The organism is Bradyrhizobium sp. Mp27 (genome assembly GCF_029953005.1).
Taxonomy (GTDB): Bacteria; Pseudomonadota; Alphaproteobacteria; order Rhizobiales; family Xanthobacteraceae; genus Bradyrhizobium; species Bradyrhizobium barranii.
Map to the genome: position 1 here is coordinate 1 of NZ_JASAUS010000007.1, position 18,416 is coordinate 18,416.

Annotated in this window: 18 protein-coding genes, 2 tRNA genes and 1 pseudogene; 7 read left to right on the plus strand and 14 right to left on the minus strand. The window is 64.8% G+C overall.

Annotation, left to right across the window (positions count from 1 at the left end):
* The coding region (locus tag QJT78_RS06750) for a TCP-1/cpn60 chaperonin family protein (RefSeq protein WP_281460199.1) at nucleotides 1-498 on the plus strand (498 nt) is incomplete at its 5' end.
* Between the two features lie 77 nt (nucleotides 499-575).
* Here the strand turns inward: QJT78_RS06750 and lepB are convergent.
* From lepB to QJT78_RS06780, 6 genes are all read right to left on the minus strand, one after another.
* Nucleotides 576-1,322 carry a signal peptidase I gene (gene lepB, locus QJT78_RS06755; RefSeq protein ID WP_028154363.1) on the minus strand — a complete coding sequence of 249 codons (747 nt, stop codon included), beginning with the start codon at nucleotides 1,320-1,322 and terminating at the stop codon, nucleotides 576-578.
* A gap of 153 nt (nucleotides 1,323-1,475) precedes the next feature.
* Nucleotides 1,476-2,627 (minus strand): slipin family protein, encoded by a 1,152-nt coding sequence (locus QJT78_RS06760; protein ID WP_038943992.1) that lies wholly within the window; start codon nucleotides 2,625-2,627, stop codon nucleotides 1,476-1,478.
* A 332-nt stretch (nucleotides 2,628-2,959) separates the two neighbouring features.
* Nucleotides 2,960-3,025: transfer RNA gene (locus QJT78_RS06765), tRNA-Asn, on the minus strand.
* Nucleotides 3,026-3,029: 4 nt separating this feature from the next.
* A tRNA-Phe gene (locus QJT78_RS06770) sits at nucleotides 3,030-3,099 on the minus strand.
* A 202-nt stretch (nucleotides 3,100-3,301) separates the two neighbouring features.
* Nucleotides 3,302-3,589 (minus strand): GIY-YIG nuclease family protein, encoded by a 288-nt coding sequence (locus tag QJT78_RS06775; RefSeq protein ID WP_028154365.1) that lies wholly within the window; start codon nucleotides 3,587-3,589, stop codon nucleotides 3,302-3,304.
* Nucleotides 3,590-3,729: 140 nt separating this feature from the next.
* Nucleotides 3,730-4,563 (minus strand): LysR family transcriptional regulator, encoded by an 834-nt coding sequence (locus tag QJT78_RS06780; RefSeq protein WP_038943993.1) that lies wholly within the window; start codon nucleotides 4,561-4,563, stop codon nucleotides 3,730-3,732.
* Nucleotides 4,564-4,668: 105 nt separating this feature from the next.
* Here QJT78_RS06780 and QJT78_RS06785 point away from each other — a divergent pair, with 105 nt between their 5' ends.
* The 3 genes from QJT78_RS06785 to QJT78_RS06795 all read left to right on the plus strand — a co-directional run bounded on the left by QJT78_RS06785 (nucleotide 4,669) and on the right by QJT78_RS06795 (nucleotide 7,291).
* Nucleotides 4,669-5,166 carry a cysteine hydrolase family protein gene (locus QJT78_RS06785; RefSeq protein WP_281460200.1) on the plus strand — a complete coding sequence of 166 codons (498 nt, stop codon included), beginning with the start codon at nucleotides 4,669-4,671 and terminating at the stop codon, nucleotides 5,164-5,166.
* A gap of 12 nt (nucleotides 5,167-5,178) precedes the next feature.
* Entirely contained in the window at nucleotides 5,179-5,817 is a 639-nt protein-coding gene (locus QJT78_RS06790) for a glutathione binding-like protein (RefSeq protein ID WP_028147407.1), read from the plus strand.
* A 109-nt stretch (nucleotides 5,818-5,926) separates the two neighbouring features.
* Nucleotides 5,927-7,291 carry a caspase family protein gene (locus QJT78_RS06795; RefSeq protein ID WP_028147408.1) on the plus strand — a complete coding sequence of 455 codons (1,365 nt, stop codon included), beginning with the start codon at nucleotides 5,927-5,929 and terminating at the stop codon, nucleotides 7,289-7,291.
* Nucleotides 7,292-7,330: 39 nt separating this feature from the next.
* Here QJT78_RS06795 and QJT78_RS06800 read toward each other — a convergent pair whose 3' ends face one another.
* The 7 genes and pseudogenes from QJT78_RS06800 to QJT78_RS06830 form a co-directional block, all read right to left on the minus strand.
* Nucleotides 7,331-8,767 carry an NAD-dependent succinate-semialdehyde dehydrogenase gene (locus QJT78_RS06800; protein WP_028147409.1) on the minus strand — a complete coding sequence of 479 codons (1,437 nt, stop codon included), beginning with the start codon at nucleotides 8,765-8,767 and terminating at the stop codon, nucleotides 7,331-7,333.
* A 12-nt stretch (nucleotides 8,768-8,779) separates the two neighbouring features.
* Nucleotides 8,780-9,427, minus strand: a complete 648-nt coding sequence (locus QJT78_RS06805) for an ATP-binding cassette domain-containing protein (RefSeq protein ID WP_028147410.1) — start codon at nucleotides 9,425-9,427, stop codon at nucleotides 8,780-8,782.
* Complete coding sequence (locus tag QJT78_RS06810; RefSeq protein ID WP_028147411.1) at nucleotides 9,428-10,129, minus strand: ABC transporter ATP-binding protein; 702 nt, start codon at nucleotides 10,127-10,129, stop codon at nucleotides 9,428-9,430.
* Nucleotides 10,126-10,869, minus strand: a complete 744-nt coding sequence (locus QJT78_RS06815; protein ID WP_028147412.1) for an ABC transporter ATP-binding protein — start codon at nucleotides 10,867-10,869, stop codon at nucleotides 10,126-10,128. Before QJT78_RS06815 ends, QJT78_RS06810 begins: the two co-directional genes overlap by 4 nt.
* Nucleotides 10,866-11,912: pseudogene (locus QJT78_RS06820) on the minus strand (branched-chain amino acid ABC transporter permease). The gene QJT78_RS06815 and the pseudogene QJT78_RS06820 overlap by 4 nt, the downstream one beginning before the upstream one ends.
* Before the next feature lie 3 nt (nucleotides 11,913-11,915).
* Complete coding sequence (locus QJT78_RS06825) at nucleotides 11,916-12,860, minus strand: branched-chain amino acid ABC transporter permease (RefSeq protein WP_038975556.1); 945 nt, start codon at nucleotides 12,858-12,860, stop codon at nucleotides 11,916-11,918.
* Between the two features lie 81 nt (nucleotides 12,861-12,941).
* Nucleotides 12,942-14,234 (minus strand): ABC transporter substrate-binding protein, encoded by a 1,293-nt coding sequence (locus QJT78_RS06830; RefSeq protein ID WP_028147415.1) that lies wholly within the window; start codon nucleotides 14,232-14,234, stop codon nucleotides 12,942-12,944.
* A 136-nt stretch (nucleotides 14,235-14,370) separates the two neighbouring features.
* On the opposite strand from QJT78_RS06830, the gene QJT78_RS06835 reads away from it, so the two are divergent.
* Complete coding sequence (locus QJT78_RS06835) at nucleotides 14,371-15,204, plus strand: MurR/RpiR family transcriptional regulator (protein ID WP_028147416.1); 834 nt, start codon at nucleotides 14,371-14,373, stop codon at nucleotides 15,202-15,204.
* A 22-nt stretch (nucleotides 15,205-15,226) separates the two neighbouring features.
* A complete protein-coding gene (locus QJT78_RS06840; protein WP_028147417.1) occupies nucleotides 15,227-16,051 on the plus strand; it encodes an SDR family NAD(P)-dependent oxidoreductase in 825 nt (274 codons plus the stop codon).
* A 60-nt stretch (nucleotides 16,052-16,111) separates the two neighbouring features.
* On the opposite strand, the gene QJT78_RS06845 is transcribed toward QJT78_RS06840, so the two are convergent.
* The gene (locus QJT78_RS06845; RefSeq protein ID WP_028147418.1) at nucleotides 16,112-17,194 is read right to left on the minus strand and encodes a DUF2778 domain-containing protein; all 1,083 of its coding nucleotides are present in this window, start codon (nucleotides 17,192-17,194) and stop codon (nucleotides 16,112-16,114) included.
* A 668-nt stretch (nucleotides 17,195-17,862) separates the two neighbouring features.
* On the opposite strand from QJT78_RS06845, the gene QJT78_RS06850 reads away from it, so the two are divergent.
* A complete protein-coding gene (locus QJT78_RS06850) occupies nucleotides 17,863-18,387 on the plus strand; it encodes a FecR domain-containing protein (protein WP_038943999.1) in 525 nt (174 codons plus the stop codon).
* The last annotated feature ends 29 nt before the right edge of the window (nucleotides 18,388-18,416 follow it).

Sequence of the window (18,416 nt, forward strand, 5' to 3'; positions counted from 1 at the left end):
GGCGGCGCGACCGAGGTCGAGGTGAAGGAGCGCAAGGATCGCGTTGATGACGCGATGCATGCGACCCGCGCGGCGGTCGAGGAAGGCATCGTCCCGGGCGGCGGCGTCGCCCTGCTCCGTGCCTCCGAGCAGCTCAAGGGTCTGCGCACCAAGAACGACGACCAGAAGACCGGCGTCGAGATCGTCCGTAAGGCGCTGTCGGCTCCCGCTCGCCAGATCGCGATCAACGCCGGTGAAGACGGTTCGGTGATCGTCGGCAAGATCCTGGAGAACAAGACGTACGCCTACGGCTTCGACTCCCAGACCGGCGACTATGCCGACCTCGTCAAGAAGGGCATCATCGACCCGACCAAGGTGGTCCGTACCGCGATCCAGAACGCAGCTTCGGTTGCGGCGCTCCTGATCACCACGGAAGCCATGGTCGCCGAGCTGCCCAAGAAGGGCGGCGCCGGTCCGGCGATGCCCCCGGGCGGCGGCATGGGCGGCATGGACTTCTAAGGTCCAACCACCTCAAGGACTACGAAACCCCGGCAGCGATGCCGGGGTTTTTGTTTTGGGCAAACTCTCTCCCCCCGTCACCAGACCTTCCCCAGCCGCTCCATGTGCGGCTCGCCATCTTCATCGAGCGACCAGAAGATCCGGGTCACCCGCCCGACGAGGTTGTCCATCGGGATGAAACCCATCGTTGCCATCACGCGGCTGTCGCTCGAGTTGTCGCGGTTGTCGCCCAGCACGAAGAAATGGCCGGGCGGCACGGCGTAGACATTGGTGTTGTCGTAATAGCCGTTCTCGACGCAGTCGTAGGTGATGTAGGAATTGCCATTGGGCAGCGTCTCGCGCCAGCGCTTGACCTTGACGCTGCCATCCAGACCGCAGGCGGTGCCGGCGAGCCCGTTTGCGAGCGCGACGCGCGTCACCGGCCTGTCATTGAGGAAAAGCTGTCCCTGCCGCATCTGGATGCGGTCGCCGGGCAGCCCGACCACGCGCTTGACGTAGTCGACCGAGGTGTCCTTCGGCGCGCGAAACACGACGACGTCACCGTGCTCGGGCTCGGCGGCAAAGACACGGCCCGAGATCCAGGACGGCGCGAAAGGGAAGGAATAGCGGCCGTAGCCATAAGCATATTTGGCGGCAAAGACGTAGTCGCCGACCATCAGCGTCGGTGCCATCGAACCCGACGGGATGTTGAACGGCTGATACAGGAAGAAGCGAAACAGGAACGGCGGCGACCACAGCACCGGGATCAACAGGATCAGGACGACGATCGCCTTCCATTCCCGCGGCCGGGCCGTAGGGCGGATCGTTTGCTGAAGAGTGGTCATTCGCTTGCCATGATCGAGTCACCGTGAGATTACGCAACCTTCGCGCGCGTGCAATACCCACTCATGGTTTTGGTCGCACCGGCGCGCGCACGCGTTCATCGCAAACGTCGACAATGGAGATGTGAAGGGCCGCCCGTGGGCGGCCCTTCTGCGTCATGCGCTCTCGGGCGCCTTCAGGCGCACGAGCCGGGCCAGGAGGGCATCGAGGCCCTCGCCGTTGCCGGCATGGAGGTCGATGCGGCCGACCTTCTCGACCAGCCGCTCCAGCGACTCCAGCTCCTTGAGCCGCAGCAGCAGGGGGTTCTCCTCCATCAGGCGGGCGGTGTTCAGGAGCGAACGCGTCGCCGCGGTCTCCTCCTGCCGGCGGATCAGGTTCGCCTTCGCGACCCGCTCCGCCTCCACCACCTTGTTCACCAGCTCCCGGATCTCGCCGGGCAGGATCACATCCTTGACGCCGAGCTCGGTCACCTCCACGCCGGACTCTGCGACGCGTGCCCGCACATAGTCGCGCAGCTCCGCATCCAGCGCCGCCTTCGCAGACAGCACCTCGTCCAGCGTCCGGCCCGCCACCGCCTCGCGGATCGCGAACTGCACCAGGCGGTACAGCCACGCATCCACGTCGGGCACGGTCGCAACCGTGCGCTCGGGATCGACGATCCTGCGGAACGCCGTCAGCGTCACCCGCAGCGCGATGCGATCCTTGGTCAGCATCTCCTGTGCGGTGATCTCGACCGCCTGGGGCCGCAGGTCGAGGCGCTTCACCTCGATCTTGCGGCCGACAGTCCAGAAGGCGTGCCGGCCAGGCGCAAGCCGCTCCACGAGCCGGCCCTCGACATAGAGCAGGCCCGCCTCGTGGTTCTCGACCACCGCTTCCATCACGACAGTCGAGCGGTTGCGCTCGATCATGGTCAGGTGCCGCGCGCCAACCCGGGGATCGGCGGACACATCGATGCGCTCGACATCGATGCGGGTCGCGACCTTCCAGTAGACGCGCACCTGCCAGGGCGTCATCAGATGCACGGGCCGGCCGTCGAGGCTGACGATGGCGATCTCGTCCGCCTTGGTCTCGATCGCCTCGAACAGCTCCGCGGCCAGATCAGGCCGCGCGGCCTTCAGCACCGCGTAGCGATCCGCGGAGAATTCGCTGCGGACCACGTCGAGCACCTCGGCCTTCAGCTCGTGCAGGGGATCGAACAGCCGGTGCTTGCCGGGCGCGAGCACGCGCACGAGCTGTCCGTTGCGCGTGAGCAACGCGCGCTCGCCATCCTTCACCGTCACGTTCAGCATCAGCAAGTGCCAGGTCATGGCACGCCTCCATCATGTTGCCTCCGGCCGCACGCGGCCGGATAGCGGGTTTCGTTTGCAAAGGACATGAGGACGCGGACGACGCTTCCCGGGAGATCGGCGGGCCGGAGCTTGCATGATGACGGGCGCACGCGCGCGATCGCTCGACGCGTGTCGAGCGGTCATGCGGAGCCACCCGGCATCAGCGCAGGCGGTATCCACCGCGGCGCGAAGCCGGTCTCACAGTGTCGTTGTTCGGACGAAAGCCTTTAGGGCAATACGGCCGGACGGCGACTGAAGCGCGCGTCCGGTCCCCTTCAGAGGTATCAGCTTTTCAGGCTGAAACGGAGCGCTGGAGCGGGATTCGAACCCGCGTCACGATGAGTAACAGTCATCTGCTCTACCAAACTGAGCTATCCTTTGTGCAAGAGACCGGAATCGAACCGATGCCTTCGGGTTTTCAGCCCGACGCTCTCCATGAGCCACATCCTGCGTTTGCCCTTCATTCGGCGGAACACGAAACCGCAGAGCGGCCCGCGCCGGTCGGGATCTCAGAGAGCCCGAACCCATGGCCTAGCGAAGGAGGGCGCTAATAGACGAAGCACGTTCGGGTTGCAAGGGGGTGGTGCGAGATTTTTTGGTTTGTCATTCCGGGGCGCGGCGAAGCCGCGAGCCCGGAATCCATAACCACAGGCCTAATTGGAGATGCCGCTGTAGAGATCATCCCAATTCGGATTCTGTTCATCGATCAATCGCGTCTTCCAATCCCGCCGCCACTTCTTGAGCTCTTTCTCGCGAGCGATTGCGCTTACGGGGTCATCGAAAATCTCGAACAGAACCAGCTTGTCGATAGCGTATCGCTTGGTGAAACCCGGGACGATCTTGGTCTTGTGCTCGTAGACGCGTCGAACGAGGTCGCTCGTTACACCGATGTACAACGTGCCGTACTTCCTACTTGCCAGGATGTAGACGTAGTAGGCCATTCCACCAGCCTGTGGTTATGGATTCCGGGCTCGGCGCTTCGCGCCGCCCCGGAATGACGACCGGATGTTAGGATCAGGAAGGCAATCTCAATCAAAAGATACAGCAAGAGATCTTGCTATCGAATGACTGAAGCGTGACGTCAACCGCGCGACGTTTCCTGAAAACACGCCCTCACCCAGTCGATCGTCACACGCGTCGCGGGATCGCGCTTGAGATGGTTCTGCACCAGCAGCCAGGCGTCGCGCCGCTTCGGCAGCAGCGTGGCGCGCAGGCGGCGATCGCCGAGCAAGTCCGCGCAAACATACTCCGGCAACACGCCGACGGCCCGATGCGCGCGGATCAGGTTACGGATGACGCGAACGTTGTCGGTGACGCAGCGCGCGCGAGCTTGCTTCATGCGCAGGAATTGCATCTCGGGAATGGCACCGAGTTCGTCCGGATAGGCGCACAGCACCGGCTCGCCCTCGGTCGCGACAGGCTCGAAATAGTAAATGCGGATCTCGCCGAGCCTGGAGATCGCGAAGTCACCCTTGTCGGGTTTGCGTAGCCGGATGGCGAGATCGGCCTCCCAGCGCGAGAACTTGACGTTCTCGCTCGAGGTGAGGAATTGCAGCGTCAGACCGGGATTGGCGCGCAGGAAGTCGCTCGCGCGCGGCGACAGCACCTCCTCGGCAAACGTGTTGGTGGAGGCGATGCGCAGGCGTCCCACCGGACCTGCCAGGCTCGCGCCGACGCGACCGATCTCGGCGGCATGTGCGGCCATCGCTTCGACATGCGCCAGCACCGCCTCGCAACTCCGCGTCGGTCTGCGGACGCCGTCGGCCGCCTCGAACAGACGCAAACCGAGCGCACGCTCGATGCGCGACAGCCTGCGTCCGACCGTGGTTTCGTCGATGCGCAGCCGCGCGCTGGCGCCCGCGTAGGTGCCCTCGTCCCTGACGGCGGCGATGATGCGCAGATCGTCCCAGTTCATGGCGTCAGGCTATACCGGCCGGGAACAGCCTGCAATATCGCAGCCACCCGCTGCAATATCCCTGCATATCGGCAGGCATTCCCGGGGCTATGTTTGTGCAGCCTTTTGCCCCGGAGATTTCCAGACCATGACGACCGCAAAGACCCTGCTGCAGCGCGGGCGGCCGCGCTCCTGGCACGGGCACGCGAGAGCGGAGCCGCGATCATCCATATCGCCCATCGCGGCAAGGCCGGCAGCCTGTTCGATCGCGGTGCCGACCGCGGCGCCATCGTCGCCGAGCTGAGTCCCCGTGCCGGCGAGCTGGTGATCGAGAAGGAGTTGCCCAATGCGTTTGCCGGCACCGATCTGCAGGTGCGCCTTGCCGCAACCGACAGGAAGAACATCGTACTGGCCGGCTTCATGACGCATATGTGCGTCAGCTCCACCGCCCGTGCCGCGCTCGACCTCGGCTTTCGCACGACTGTTGACGCCGATGCCTGCGCCACGCGCGACCTGCCCGACGGCCGCGGCGGCACGCTGGACGCCCGGACCATCCACGAGGTTGCACTCGCCGAGCTATCCGACCGCTTCGCGATCATCGCGCGCGGCGATGCACTGAAATAACGGAGCATCGCGATGCTGCAGCTCTATTTCTCGCCGATGGCCTGCTCGCTTGCGAGCCGCATCGCGCTGATGGAGGCCGGCCTCGATGCGCGCTATCATCTGGTGCATCTCCGGACCAAGACGGTCGCGGACGACGACGGCGATTTCCGCGGCGTGTCGCCGATGGGCGCGGTGCCGGTCCTGGTGCTGGAGAACGGCGACCGGCTGACCGAAAGCGCGGCGGTGCTGCAATACATCGCCGATGCGAAGCCGGAGGCGGGTCTCGCGCCCCGGTTCGGCGATCCCGACCGCTACCGCCTGCAGGAATGGCTGAGCTTCATCGGCGCCGAGATCCACAAGGCATTCCTGTTTCCGACCTTCTGGTACAAGGACGATGGCTCGCTCGCCAAGCCGCGTGCGAGGATCACGCAGACATTGGCGGTGCCGTCGGCACATCTCGCGGACCGCGAATTCCTCGTCGGCGACCGTTTCACCGTCGCAGATGCACACCTCGCCTGGGCCCTGCTGCTGCTCCGTCCCGCGGGCGTCGACATCGCGCAATGGCCAAGCCTGTCGGCCTATCTCGCGCGCATGCAGGCACGGCCCGCCGTGCGGGAAGCGATTGCAACCGAGATGGAGCTGCGCAAGACGGTGGCGGCAAACCCGGCGTGACAGGATGTCACGGTCGCCAAATCTGACGGGTCCACAGCGAGGGCATTGATACCGACGCGGCATGCGCTAATCTGGGGGATATTTTTCGATATTTCCCTGGAAGGCATTCATGCGTGCTCCTTCTGGAATTTTGCGTCATTTTTTCCTGACCCTCCTCGCCCTCTGGCTGAGCCTAGGACTGAGCCTTACCCCCGCATCGGCGGAAACGCGGGTCGCGCTGGTGATCGGCAACGGCGCTTATGTCTCTACGGCGCAGCTACCCAACCCGTCGCATGACGCCGAAGACGTCGCGGCCTCGCTCAAGCGCAGCGGTTTCGAGGTGTTCCAGGGTATCGACCTGCGCCAGGCCGACATGCAGGACCTGACCATCCGCTTCTCGCGCGCCGCCAGCCGCGCCGATGTCGCGATGTTCTACTACAGCGGCCATGCGATGCAGTACAACGGCGTCAACTATCTGATGCCCGTCGACGCCGTGCTGACGGATGAAGCCGACCTCAAGCGCTTCGTGCGCGTCGACGACATCGTGAACGATTTGCAGCAGGCCAAGAATTTGCGCATCCTCGTGCTCGATTCCTGCCGCGACAATCCACTGGCCGAAACCTTGAAGCGCTCTGCCGGCTCGACCCGCGCCGCCTCGATCGGACGTGGCTTGTCGAAAGTCGAGGCGCCCCGCGGCACGATCGTGTCGTTCTCGACGCAATCAGGGCAGGTCGCCGCCGACGGCACCGGCCGCAACAGCCCCTACACGACCGCGTTCCTCAAGCACATCGAGGAGCCGCAGGAAATCGGCGACGTCTTTCGCGACATCAGCAGCGACGTCTATGATTCCAGCGGCAAGACCCAGCTGCCGGAGCTGTCGCTGTCGATCATCGGCAAGTTCTATCTGAACGGGCCTGTAACGGTCACGGTCGCGCCGGCGGCCCCCCAAGCTGCACCGAAGGCCGATCCCTGCGCGGCCGCCGAGGCGCACTGGAAGGCTGCTGAGGGCATCGGCACGCTGGGTGCCTTTGAGGATCATCTCGCGAGATTCCCGAACTGCATCTTCGCCACCCTCGCCAAGGCACGCATTGAGGGCCTGAAGCAGAAAGTGGCGCTGGCGCCTTCCGGCAACGTCAGAACCACGGGAAGCAAGGATTTCGACGGCAGCTGGGACGTGACGTTGAACTGCCCGGCTTCCGGCAAGGCGCAGGGCTTCACCAGGCCCCTGGTCGCCACCGTGACCAATGGCGTGTTTCACGCCGAGGTGCAGGGCCCGGGCGGTGTCAATCGGCTGGAGATCGACGGCCAGATCCCCGCGGACGGCAAGACGACCTTGAGCGCGCGCGGCACGACGGGGGCGAGCACCTACACACTCAACAACCTCGCACCCGGCTCGCCCTACGCCTTCACGGTCGACGCGCATTTCGATCGCACCCGCGGCAGCGGCAAGCGTAACGAGGCGCGTGCCTGCAACCTGGTTTTCGTCAAGCGCTAAGCCGCGCGATCATCGCGCGGCGTCGCATGCAACGCCCGCTCACACGCCCGTCTGGCTGATGAACTTGGTGTTGAAGTAGCCTTCCATCGCCTCGGTGCCGCCTTCCGAGCCATAGCCGGAATCCTTGATCCCGCCAAACGGCACTTCGGGCAGTGCCAGACCAAAGCTGTTGATCGACATCATGCCGGCCTCGACCGCCGCGCCGATCGCAGCCGCCGTCTTGGCCGAGCTGGTGAAGGCGTAGGAGGCAAGGCCAAAGGGCAGCCGGTTGGCCTCCTCGACCACGTCGTCGAATGACGAGAAGCGGGAGATCAGCGCGAGCGGGCCGAACGGCTCCTCGTTCATCGCGCGCGCATCCTTCGGCACATCGCTCACCACGGTCGGCTCGAAGAAGTGGCCCTTGTTGCCGACCCGCTTGCCGCCGGTCTCGAGCCTGGCGCCCTTGCCGACGGCATCCTGCACCATGCCTTCGATGGCGGTGACGCGGCGCGGATTGGCGAGCGAGCCCATCTTGGAGTCGGGATCGAGGCCGTTGCCGACCTTGAACGCCTTGGCGCTGTCGACGAATTTGTCGACGAATTCGCGGAACACATCGTCCTGCACCAGCATCCGCGTCGGCGAAATGCAGACCTGGCCGGCGTTGCGATATTTCGCCGCCGCGAGGATCTTCGCGGCCGACGCGACGTCGGCATCCCCAAAGACGATCGCCGGCGCATGGCCGCCGAGCTCCATGGTGGCGCGCTTCATGTGCAGGCCCGCAAGCGCATTGAGCTGCTTGCCGACATGGGTCGAGCCGGTGAAGGAGATTTTTCGGATCACCGGATGCGGGATCAGATATTCGGAGATCTCCGACGGCACGCCGTAGACGAGGTTGATGACGCCATCGGGCACGCCCGCATCGGCAAACGCACGGATCAGCTGCGCGGGCGAGGCTGGCGTCTCCTCCGGCGCCTTGACGATGATCGAGCAGCCGGCGGCGAGCGCTGCGGAAAGCTTGCGCACGACCTGGTTGATCGGGAAATTCCAGGGCGTGAACGCGGCGACCGGACCGACCGGCTCCTTCATCGCGATCTGGTAGATGCCGGGGCCGCGCGCGGGGATCAACCGGCCGTAGGCGCGCTTGGCCTCCTCCGCGAACCACTCGATCACGTCAGCGGCGGCCATCGCCTCCATTTTGGCCTCGCCCAGCGTCTTGCCCTGCTCCATCGTCAGCAGCGGCGCGATCTCGTCATTACGCTCGCGCATGATCGCGGCAGCCTTGCGCATGATCCGGCAACGCTCGAACGGCGCGACATTGCGCCAGACCTTGAAGCCGGCGGAAGCAGCGGCGAGCGCCTCGTCGAGATCGGATTGGCCGGCATGCGCGACGGTGCCGATCACCTCCTCGGTCGCGGGATTGCGCACCTCGATCACCTTGCCCGAATGGGCCGGGCGCCATTTGCCGCCAATGAAAAGCTGCGTGTTCGAATAGGTCAACGGAGTCTCCTTTTACGTCGAGCTGTGACAGATGGCGTCCGCTGCGCGCGTCATCTCCGGTCCGAGATAGAGGCGGAAGCGCGGCTCGGCGGCGAGCGTGCGGAAGTCCGCCATCCGCGTCACGCCGCCACCAGCGACGAACAGGAATTGCCCGGCGATCTCGGCGAGGATGTCGAGGTGCCAGCTAGCTGTCGGATGCATGCAGAGGATGACCAGCCTACCCTCGTCGCGCAGCTTGCGGAAGAAATCGAGCATGAAGCCGATATAGCCGTCCTGCAGGTTGAACTGCGGTTCGTCGAACAAGTGAACCAGCGGCGTCCGGGTCGGCGACGGCGCCAGCAAGGCGGACGGAATGCGCTTGCGAAACCGCCTGACCTGATAGGATTGGTGATAGTGGATCGCGAGCCGGTCGCGCTCGCGATATTTGACGCCGTGGATGTCGGTGCCCGCGACTAGCACGCGGCCCGAGGTCGGCGCGTTGGAGCCGGTCATCATCTCGAACAAGGTCGTCTTGCCGGCGCCGTTCGGCCCGACCACGCCGACGATACCCGGCTCCTCGAGAGACAGGTTTGCCTGAAGCGTGAATGTCGGACGGCGAATAACGCGGCCCCTGGTATAGACCTTGCGGACATCATCGAGAACGAGCAGAGGTGCGGCCACTTATTGTACTCCCAGCAAGCGCTGCCGAAGGGCGCGATCATCACGCAAGGTCGCGGCCTCACCGGTCCAGACGATCCGGCCGCGATCGATCACCGCGGCGTGGTCTGCGACCGACAGCGCGATCTCCGCATTCTGTTCCACGACCAGCGAGGCGATCCCCTCCTCTTTCATGCGCAATATGGTCGCGAGCACGTCGCCGACGATCTTTGGCGCAAGACCCTGGCTCGGCTCGTCGAACAGGACCAGTCCCGGCGATCCGACCAATGCGCGTGCAATCGCAACCATCTGCATCTCGCCGCCTGACAGGTTCTCGCAGTCGCGCTCCATGAGATATTCGAGCGGCGAAAAGATCGCGGCGGCCTCCTTGACGCTCCAGTTGCGGAAGCGCGTGCGCTTCTGCGCGATCGCGAGGTTGCGCGCCACCGACAAGGTCGGGCACAGCCGCCGGTCGTCGGGCACCCAGCCGATGCCGGCGCGCGCGATCTCATGGGTCGGATCGCGCGTCACATCATGCCCGTCGAAGCGAACCGCGCCGCGGCGCGGGCGGGTCAGCCCGAGAATCGAACGGAGCATGGTGGTCTTGCCGGCGCCGTTCGGCCCGAGCAGTGCAAACACCTTGGCGTGCTCGATAGCGAGCGAAGCGCCGAACAGCGCCTGGGTCTCGCCGTAGAAGGTATCGACCCCATCCACTTCGAGGATCATGCGAACTTCCCGAGATTGGAGCGACGCACCCATTCGTTCTGCTGCAGCTCGTGCGGCGTGCCACGCGCCACCACCTGGCCCCAATGGATGACCGAGATGCGATCGGCGAGCGAGAACAGGAACTCCATGTCGTGCTCGATGGCGACGATGGTCAGCTGGCCCTTCAGGCGCGCCACCAGAGCTGCCAGCCGCTGCACACCGTCGGAGCCGAGGCCGGAGGTCGGCTCGTCCAGGCACAGCACGCGCGGGGCCTGCGCCAGGGCGACCGCGATCTCGAGTGCGCGGCGGTCGCCATAGGACAGATCCTTGGCGCGGACATCGCCCTTGTCGGCAAGCCCCACAGCGGCGAGCGCTTCGGATGCCTGCTCGGCAAACCTGCGGTCACCGGCTGCGGCCCGGGCGATATCGAGGCCACGGGCGCGAAACGCGGGCAAGCCCATCATGACGTTGTCGCGGGCGGAAAATTCGTCGAACAGGGTCATGATCTGAAACGAGCGGGCGATGCCCTTGGCGGCGATGCGGTGCGGGCTCAATCCCGTGACATCCTCGCCGCCGAGCAGGACTCGGCCGCGGCTCGGTTTCACCCTGCCGGTGAGGACGTTGAAGAAGGTGGTCTTGCCCGCGCCGTTGGGGCCCATCACGCCGTGAAACTCGCCCTCGGCCACCGCGAGATCGACGCTTTCCAGCACGACGCGATCGCCGAAGCGAACGTGCACACCTGCGGCCTCGATCATGCTCATCGCCCGCCCCCGACCAGCAGTCGCATCGCGGACGTGCCGCGTCGCCTTAGCGCGTTCAATGAATGTTGCTGCACGGCGGCCGAGAGCGCGCCCGCAATGCCTTCCGGGCGGAACAGCACGATCGCAATGAACAGCAGACCAAAATAGAGCATCCAGGCATTGGTCAGAGCGCCGATCACGTCGCGCGCGGTGAGGAAGAGAAACACGCCGATCACCGGCCCCCAGAAGCTGACGAGCCCGCCACCGACCAGCGTCATCATCACGACGTAGCCGGATTGATGCAGGCTCATGACGTCGGGGAATGCGGCGAGCTGCGCCATCGCGAACAGTCCGCCGGCAAAGCCGGACACGGCCGCCGACAGCGCAAAGACCGACGCCTTGTAGAGCCACACGTTATAGCCGAGATGGGCGGCGCGAACCTCGCTCTGCCTGATCGCAGCGACCACGCGGCCATAGGGCGAGTGCACCAGCCGCCTTCACAAGACGGCGGTACCGACCGCGAAGACCGCGAGCACGAAATAGTAGAACGCGACATTGTCGGTGAGATCGAACGACACCAGTCCGAAATCGGCCGGCAGCCGCTTGATCTTGAGCAGCCCATCCTCACCGCCGGTGATGCGGTGCGACTTGATCGCCAGTGTCCAGAAGATCTGGCCGAAGGCGATTGTCATGAAGGCATAGTAGATGCCGCGCCGGTGCGAGATGAACAGCGCCACCAGCACGCCGGCAAGCCCCGCGACCACGGCCGCGGCAGCGAGACAGATCCAGAGATTGGCGACAATGTCGAACTGGCAGAGCCCGAACGCATAGGCGCCGATGCCGAAATAGGCGCCATGTCCGAATGAGGGAAGTCCGGCCGTGCCCAGCACCAGGTTGAACGCAAGCGCGTAGAGCGACCAGATCAGGATCTCGATCCCGAGATAGGGATAGAGCCCGATCCGCGTGATCCAGAGCGGCACCGTTGCAAGCACGAGCCAGAGCACCAGCATCGTCGGCGTGACGAGGCGCGCGGCGTCGGATGAAGAATTTGATCCCACAATCATTCCCTAGGCCTCAAGCACGCTTTTCTTGCCCCACAGGCCACGTGCACGGAACGTCACGACGGCAACCAGCAGGATGTACATCGACAACAGCGACCATTCGGACGCGTAGGCACCGGCAAGGCCGACACAGAGCCCGACCAGCAGCCCCGCCACGACCGCGCCCCAAAAGCTGCCGACGCCGCCGAGCACGATCACCAGGAACGCGGGGATGACGGCATCGACGCCCATATGCGGACGAATGCCCCAGATCGGCGCAACGATGATGCCCGCGATCGCGGCCAGCATCGTGCCGAACACGAACACCAGCAGCCGCAAGCGCGACAGGTTGATGCCGAGCGCGCGGACGATCTCGCTGTCATGCGTACCGGCCTTGACGGTTGCGCCGAACGACGTCTTTTCGATCAACAGCCAGACCAGGCCGATGATCCCGGCCGCGATGCCCGCCGCGTAGAAGCGATAGGTCGACCAGATCAGATCGCCGAACAGGAAGCCGCCGTTGATGGCGGACGGCACCTGCAGCACATAGTCGCGCGTGCCCCAGACCAGGCGGATCAACTCCTCGATCACCATCGCTGCGCCGAAGGTCAGGAGAAGCCCGTACAGCGGGTCCTTGCCATAGGTGCGCCGCATGCAGAGCTCGATCAGCATGCCGACGAGACTCACGATCACGGGTGAGATCACGAGCGTCGCGGCATAGCGCCAGCCGAGCGGGAGCGCGAGCCACGCTTTCGCAAGATCGGCCGGCAATGGCGGGCGCGGTCCGGTCAGTTGCATGGCAACATAAGCCCCGAGCGCGAACAGGGACCCATGCGCAAGGTTGATCTGCTCCATCAGCCCGACAATGAGCATGAAGCCGAGCGCGATCAGCGCGAACAACAGGCCGAGCGTCAGGCCGTTGAGGAGATGCGGAAGAAGGTCGAACAAGGTCTTGGCTCTCGCAACTGGCATGCTTCACCCGGGGACGCGGATGGTCCGGGCGCGCGGCGCACGAGATTGCGCGCCGCCGTTCTGCGACGTGACGTACCGTCTCTAGGAATCGACGGTCGGCACCTGCTCGTAGGGCGTGAGCTTGCACTTGCCGGGCGCAGCGTCATCGGCGGCCGATTTCGGCTCCGTCCAGCTGATGATCTCGAACAGATCTGTGTTGTCGGCCGGCTTGGCGTTGCGCCGCGCCAGATAGATCGTCTGCTGCATCTGATGCGTCGCCGGATCCATGTAGGCGTCGAAATGCTGCATGCGGTCGGTCGCCGAGACCTTGAGGCTCTCGAGTTCCTTGATGATCTTGACGTTGTTGGTCGACCCTGCCCGCTCGATCGCACGGAGCAATTCGCGCGTCGACATGTAACCGTTGTAGGAAACGTTGCCGGGCACCGGGATCGGACCGTCCTTGTTGGCGGCTTGCCATTTCTTGACGAAGTCGGCGACGCCGGGCAGCTGCAGCTTGTGATACCAGGTCGTGCCGAACACGCCGAACAGGCTGTCGGGCGCGCCCCAGACGTCGGGCCAGTCCTGCTGGTTGTTGATCCAGGCGGGCTTGCCGTCGAGCTTGAGCTGCGCCACCTGCTCGCGCAGCGCCTTGATGTCGTCACCGCCGATCGCAGTCGCCACCACGTCGGGTTTCGACTGCTGGATCTTCAGGAGATAGGCGGTGAAGTCGCGCGTGTTCTGCGGCACCAGGAGATTGTCGATGATCTTGCCGCCGGCAGCCTCGACCTGCGCCTTGGTCGCGGCGGACGTCGTGTGACCCCAGACGTAATCGTTGGTCAGCAGCATCCAGTTCTTGCCGATGGAATCGACGGCGTTCCTGACCGATGCCTTCGAGAAATTGGTGCCGTTGCCGTCCCAGACGAATTTCACACGCGAGCAGTTCTCTCCGGCCTCGCTCGGCGCGGAGGAATTGGTGTTCATGTAGATCACGCCGTATTTGCTGGCGACCTGGGTGATGGCGTTGGCGACGCCGGAATGCAGCGCGCCGATCAGGATGGTGCAGTCCTCGCGGCTGATGAAGCGTTCGGCGACGCGGCTGCCTGTCGCCGGCGTCGTTTCGGTGTCCGCGGTGATGAACGAGACCTGGCGCCCGAGCACGCCGCCTTTGGCGTTGAACTCGTCGATGGCCATCTTGATGCCGCGGAAATCATCCTGGCCGCTGTTGCCGTATTGGCCGCTGGCGTCGCAGGTCAGGCCGAGCTTGATCGGCTTCGCGCCTTGCGCCCACGCATGATTCTCTTTCCACGGCCCGAAGAAACTGCCGGTGCCGCCGATGACGCTGGCCATCAAGCTGCCCTTCAGAACGCTTCGCCGTGAGATCTGACGCCCTCTCATCGTTTCCTCCCGTTTTCGAAATCTTTTGCTTTTTTGTGTGGTTAGAATATTCATTCTATTTATTATGTAAAGTAGAATATTTGATCCAAACGGTGAAATGCCGTTAAACAGGCGACCGATCTGGAGACCCGAGACGATGAACAAGGCACAAGGCGCGATGAGCTACGACGAGCTGCGCGGCGCCATTGCGCAGCGGCACCGGGCGCTGTCCGGCCGGCTGCAGCAGATCGCGGAGTTCGTGCTCGATCACCCGACCGATGTCGCGCTCGGCACCGTCGCAGAGGTGGCACAGCGCTCGGGCGTGCCGCCCTCGGCGATCGTTCGCTTCGCCCATGCACTCGGCTTTGGCGGCTTCACCGAGATGCAGCAGGTGTTCCGCTCCCGCCTCGTCGCCGGCGTCGCGCCAAGCTACAAGGCCCGGCTCGCCCGCATGAAGAGCGAGGAGAAATCGGTGCTCGGCCGCCAGCCGGCCGCGGTGCTGTCGCGCTTCGTCTCGGAAGCGCAATCGGCGCTGGTGACGCTGAGCCAGTCCGTGCATGCGCGCGAGCTCGACGCGGCAACCGCGATCCTCGCGAAAGCGCGCGACATCTATCTGCTCGGCCTCGGCGGCTCGTTTCCGGTTGCGACCCACCTCGCCTATGTGCTGCGCAAGCTCGGACGTCGCGTCGTCCTGCTCGATGGCACGGGCGGCAGCATCCACGAGCAGTCGCATGCCGCGACCACGGAGGACGCGCTGGTCGCGATCAGCTTCCGGAACTACTATCCGGATACGGCGCGGCTGTTTCCCGAACTCGTTGCGCGCGGCGTACCCACGATTTCCATCACCGACAGCCTCCTGAGCCCGATCGTCGAAGGCGCAAGCGTCGTGTTTGAGATCCAGGACATGCCCGAGCCGGCGCTGCGCACGCTGGTCGCACCGATGTGCCTCGTGCAGGCGATGGCGATCGGGCTCGATCTCGCGGCAGACTGACATTCACAACAGGAAAAAGATCATGACATCGCATGACACGGCGAAGCTCTTGGCAGGCAAAGTCGCGCTGGTGACCGGTGCGGGACGCGGGCTCGGACGCGCCTTTGCAGAGAAGCTCGCCGCGCTCGGCGCCGACGTCGCCATCCACGGCATGCGCGAGAACGGACCGGCGGAATATGGCGAGGGTACCACCCTCACCGCAGTGGCCGCCGAGATCGGCCAGCAATTTGGCGTCCGCAGCCAGCGAGTGCTCGGCGATCTCACCAAAGGCGAGGACATCGCGCGCGTGATCGCCGAGACGGAGGCCGCGCTCGGCCCGATCGACATCCTCGTGCACAATGCCGGCGGCGACATCGCAGCCGCCGGCGGCAAGCCGGACCCGAACGACGCGGTGAACATCAAGGAGGCAGATGTGCGCGCGGTGCTGGAGCGCAATCTGCTCTCGACCATCCTGACCTGCCAGGCGGTCGCGAAGGGCATGATGGAGCGGCGGCGCGGCCGCATCGTCACGCTCGGTTCGGTCGCCGCGTTCAAGGGCCGCACCCAGGGCTCGATCTACGCGGTGTCGAAGGCCGGCGTGACCCACTACACGCGATGCCTGGCCGACCAGCTCCGCGCTTACGACATCGCCGTCAACTGCATCGCGCCCGGCGATACCCGCACCGGCCGCTTCCTCGGCACGCGCGCGGTGGACCCCGACAGGATGGTCGAGACCGGCACGCTCGACCGCATCGCGACCGTCGACGAGGTCGCACGCGTCGTCGAGTTCTTTGCAGGTCCCATGGGCGCCTTCGTCTCGGGCCAAGTGCTCAGGATCGACGGCGGCGGACAATGCTGGCCGGGCTAAAGCAGAAAAGAAAAGGGCCGCTGCAAGCGGCCCTTTGAGATCATCGTGAATTGACCGAGCTCACTCGACCCGCGCCAGCACCGCGAGCTTGCGGATGCCCTTGTTACGGTAGGCGTCGAGGAACGCGTAATAATCCTTGAACGACACGCAGCCGTTGGAATCGCCGTTCGGCCCGAGCATGAAGGTGTGGGCGAGCAGGCCGTCGCGGCCGTAGATCGCGCTCTCGCCGCCGATCGGGGTCAGGCGCAGCGCCGGCACGCCATGGAACAGCGCTTCGCGCGGCTTCAGCGTGTAGATGTGCGGCGGCGTCACGCCGCGCATGCGGACGCGCGAGGAGCGCGGATCGTCGAGATTGGAGCCGAGGCCGGAATGCGCCTCGAGCTTGGTGCCGTCGGGCAGGTAAACCATCTTGGCGGTGATGTCGTAGACCGCCGTGTCGCGCTCATAGGGCGCCGAACCGCCGAGCATGGGGTTCTGCTCCCTCGGCGCGATGGACGCGGTCACGCTGGCATCGGCCGAGGCATAGGCCAGCAGCCCGCCGGACGGCTCGCGCTTGCCCCAGAGCTTCTCGACCATCGACTGGCGCGGCCCGGTGATCGACATCACCGCGGCCTTGGCGCGATCGGCAAACGATTTCGGCCTCGCCTCGGGCGCCGGCACAATCTCGGCCGGATCGGCCGAAGCCAGTTGCATCTGCGCATCCGGCGCGCGCTTGGCCTTGTCCGCAGTCTTGTCGGCAATCTTGGCCGGTGCCGCCGGCTTCAGCGCGTCCGCGACCTTCGCGATCACGCTCTGCTTGGGCGCGTCCTTGACGACGGCGACCTGGGTTGCGGGCGCGGCGCTCGCCGCATTCGACGCCACGCCCTGGGTCGCGGCCGCGGCAAAGCGCTCGTTGAACATCTCGCGCGAGATCGGGGCTGCGACCTGGAGCCGGTCGGGCAGCAGCGCAAAGGTGTCCCCGATGGCCTCGCCGGCCTCGCGCAGCGCCACCCTGGGCGCGCGCTTGATCACGGGCTCGTCGTAGCCAAGGCTGCCGACGGTCGGATAGACGCTGGCGCCGAAGACGTTGCTGTAAATGGTCCAGCCGGCGCCCATCACGACGCAGCCGATCGCCGCCGCGCCCAGCCAATTGGTGGTGGTCATTTTCCGGGAAGGCTTCCGAAGAGAATTCTTGCCAGGATTTTTGGACTTCCGTGCCGCGTTACTCTGCGCAGCGATACTTGTACTCATTCGCCTTGCGTCCAGGACGGTGTCACTCAGTCCCCCTTCGAAGTGCCGCTGGTCACGATCCGGGAACAGCATCTCGCAGGAGGTCGGAGCGTCATTAAGGCGACTTTTAGTTAAATGCAGATTAAGTTCGGGCAGATGTGAGGCACCGCGTTAACGCTGTCCCATTTCGAGAAAAAAGTCCGCAGAACTACGGACTTAGGAGCGTCTGTTAACTATAATTCTCGGCCGGTTCGGCACGTTCGACGGACGTCACAGGCCGCCCCTCTAAGGCCATCCAACCAAGTCGTTTTCGTGGTCTTCAATACCCGGACAATAGCGGGGAAGCATTGCGCGAGGCTGGTGCGCGCCGCCCTCTCCAGCGGGTGCCAGCAGGGTGGCAGCAAGCCCGTCCCACATCACACATCGCGCACAGAGTGCTCACGCGGCACGGCGCCCTGACTGAAAGTTGATCGCGTCGGACTGGAAAAGACCGCACCGAGGAAATAGCTCCGAGAGCGGCACTTTTCAGCAGCCTCTGCGTGTGATACGGTACCGTATCAACATCGCTTTGAACTGTGCCAAGCACGCAAACGGAGGCTGGCATGAGAGGGATCGCGGGCGCCGGTATTTTCGCTCTGGCGTGGTTGTTTCAGTTGATCGGGTCTGCGAACGCACAGCCGGTTGCCAATGTCGGCTGCACGGCATCGCCATCGGCTGCGGGCACGCAGGTCTGGCGCTGCGACAACGGCATCACCATCGTTGCGGAAAACGGCGCCAGATTTGAACTTAAGGACGCCAACCGCGACGGACATATTGACTCCGTGGAGTTGAGCAGCAAGGCGCTGCTGATCGAGGTGCCCAAGAAGCCCGGCGGCAATCCCTTCAAGGTGCTGACGCCGCAGGCGATCGCCGCAGTGCGCGGGACCAAATGGGCCGTCGATGTCGCTGAAGCCAAGACCGCGGTCTTCGTTGCCGACGGCCGTGTCGGCGTGAGCCGCAGGGCTCGTGGACGCGGCGTTGTGCTCGGACCGGGCCAAGGCGTCGATGTCGAGGCAACGGGCCCGTTGACCGTCAAGACCTGGGGCCAGCCGCGCGTCGACGCGCTGATGGCAAGACTGGGTCAATAAGGCCTGGACAATTAAGGCCCACGCAGCAA

Bases quoted from the DNA above. Each gene is read 5' to 3' on its own strand.
- QJT78_RS06840 (WP_028147417.1), top strand. From the start codon at position 15,227: ATGACATCGCATGACACGGCGAAGCTCTTGGCAGGCAAAGTCGCGCTG.
- QJT78_RS06835 (WP_028147416.1), top strand. From the start codon at position 14,371: ATGAACAAGGCACAAGGCGCGATGAGCTACGACGAGCTGCGCGGCGCC.
- QJT78_RS06795 (WP_028147408.1), top strand. From the start codon at position 5,927: ATGCGTGCTCCTTCTGGAATTTTGCGTCATTTTTTCCTGACCCTCCTC.
- QJT78_RS06780 (WP_038943993.1), bottom strand. From the start codon at position 4,563: ATGAACTGGGACGATCTGCGCATCATCGCCGCCGTCAGGGACGAGGGC.
- QJT78_RS06850 (WP_038943999.1), top strand. From the start codon at position 17,863: ATGAGAGGGATCGCGGGCGCCGGTATTTTCGCTCTGGCGTGGTTGTTT.
- QJT78_RS06810 (WP_028147411.1), bottom strand. From the start codon at position 10,129: ATGATCCTCGAAGTGGATGGGGTCGATACCTTCTACGGCGAGACCCAG.
- QJT78_RS06815 (WP_028147412.1), bottom strand. From the start codon at position 10,869: ATGAGCATGATCGAGGCCGCAGGTGTGCACGTTCGCTTCGGCGATCGC.
- QJT78_RS06790 (WP_028147407.1), top strand. From the start codon at position 5,179: ATGCTGCAGCTCTATTTCTCGCCGATGGCCTGCTCGCTTGCGAGCCGC.
- QJT78_RS06760 (WP_038943992.1), bottom strand. From the start codon at position 2,627: ATGACCTGGCACTTGCTGATGCTGAACGTGACGGTGAAGGATGGCGAG.
- lepB (WP_028154363.1), bottom strand. From the start codon at position 1,322: ATGACCACTCTTCAGCAAACGATCCGCCCTACGGCCCGGCCGCGGGAA.
- QJT78_RS06825 (WP_038975556.1), bottom strand. From the start codon at position 12,860: ATGCCAGTTGCGAGAGCCAAGACCTTGTTCGACCTTCTTCCGCATCTC.
- QJT78_RS06830 (WP_028147415.1), bottom strand. From the start codon at position 14,234: ATGAGAGGGCGTCAGATCTCACGGCGAAGCGTTCTGAAGGGCAGCTTG.
- QJT78_RS06775 (WP_028154365.1), bottom strand. From the start codon at position 3,589: ATGGCCTACTACGTCTACATCCTGGCAAGTAGGAAGTACGGCACGTTG.
- QJT78_RS06845 (WP_028147418.1), bottom strand. From the start codon at position 17,194: ATGACCACCACCAATTGGCTGGGCGCGGCGGCGATCGGCTGCGTCGTG.